Source organism: Amycolatopsis rhizosphaerae, assembly GCF_007713715.1.
GTDB classification, from domain to species: domain Bacteria; phylum Actinomycetota; class Actinomycetes; order Mycobacteriales; family Pseudonocardiaceae; genus Amycolatopsis_E; species Amycolatopsis_E rhizosphaerae.
In genome coordinates this window covers 1-1,340 of the sequence record NZ_VJWX01000851.1, presented here as the reverse complement: position 1 = coordinate 1,340, position 1,340 = coordinate 1, and the positions used below count along the sequence as shown (strand labels likewise).

The 1,340-nt window shown below is 70.4% G+C and carries 1 protein-coding gene; it reads right to left on the bottom strand.

Features of this window, described 5'->3' with window-relative positions; translation table 11 throughout:
- Window positions 1–1,222 (bottom strand): cytochrome P450 (locus tag FNH05_RS37390; protein WP_144593541.1); only part of this gene is annotated, 1,222 nt, incomplete at its 3' end.
- Between the last annotated feature and the right edge of the window lie 118 nt (window positions 1,223–1,340).

Below are 1,340 nucleotides of genomic sequence, written 5' to 3'. Positions count from 1 at the left end.
ACAGGATCGTCTGGAGCACGATCGTGGCTTCCAGCAAGGAGAAACCGGCGCCGAGGCAGCGCCGGCCACCGCCGCCGAACGGGAACCAGGTGCCGGTGGCCGGTCCGCTGCCGAGGAACCGCTCCGGCCGGAACGCCTTGGGATCGGGGTGGTGCGCCGGATCGCCGTGCACCAGCGCGATCGAGGGCATCACGGTGAATCCGGCCGGGATGCGGTAACCGCCGATCTCGACGTCCCGGGTGAGCCTGCGGGCGACCTCGGAAATCACCGGGTGCAGCCGCATCGCCTCCTTCGCGACGGCTTCGAGGTACTTCTCGTCGCCGCTGTCGGCCGCCTGGCTCGCGCGGGCCAGCCGCACCGGGTCGCGGGCCAGTTCGTGGCAGGACCACGCCAGCGTGGTCGCGGTGGTCTCGTGCCCGGCCAGCAGCAGGGTGACCAGCTGGTCGCGCAGTTCGGCGTCGGAGAGGCGGTCGTCTTCGGCGGGCACGGTCAGCAGGCGCGACAGCACGTCCGTGCGCTCGGGGAGGTCGGTCGCGGTGCGGCGCTCGGCGATTTCGGCGAACAGCAGCTCGTCGACGCGGCGCTGCTTGAGCATCGACCGCCGCCACGGGCCGAACCGCTGCAGTTTCTCGTTGTGCCAGCCGAAAAGGTCGAGCACGCCGATGTCGACCAGGTCGGTGAGCAGGCGGCGCAGCTCGTCGAGGCGGGGGCCTTCGGCGACCCCGAACACGACCCGGAGGATGATCTCCAGGGTGAGGGCCTGCATCCGGTCGTGCAGGCGGAACACGCGGCCGGTGGGCCAGCGGTCCACCTCCCGCTCCGCCAGCCCGGTGATCATCTCCCGGTAACCGCGCAACGCGGCGCCGTGAAAGGCGGGCATGAGCAGCTTGCGGGCACGCAGGTGCACGTCTTCGTCGGTGAGCAGGACCGAATGCGCGCCCATGATCGGCTTGAGGATGACGTTGCCCTCGCCGGCGTGGAAGGTGGTGGCCGGGCCGCTGAACACGGTCTTGATGTGCTCGACGTCGGCCAGTTGCACCACCGAGCGTTCGGGGTAGAGGTTCAGCCGGATCACGTCGCCGTAGAGGCGGCGCAGCAGGGGCAGCAGGACGTGGCGGAAGTTGCCGAACAGCACGGTCTGCACGGCGCCGGGCAGCCGGGGACCGGGCGGCAGGGGGGCGATCCGGCGCGGTGCGGCGACGGGCGCGGTACCGGTGGACATGCGGCGACCCCTCCTCGACCGTGAGACCAACGTCTCTTTTTATACGCGCGTATAAGTCCCCCTGTCCACCCCGGGCTTGGCCGTGAAGGGTCCCTTCACGGTCGATTCGACTGTGAAG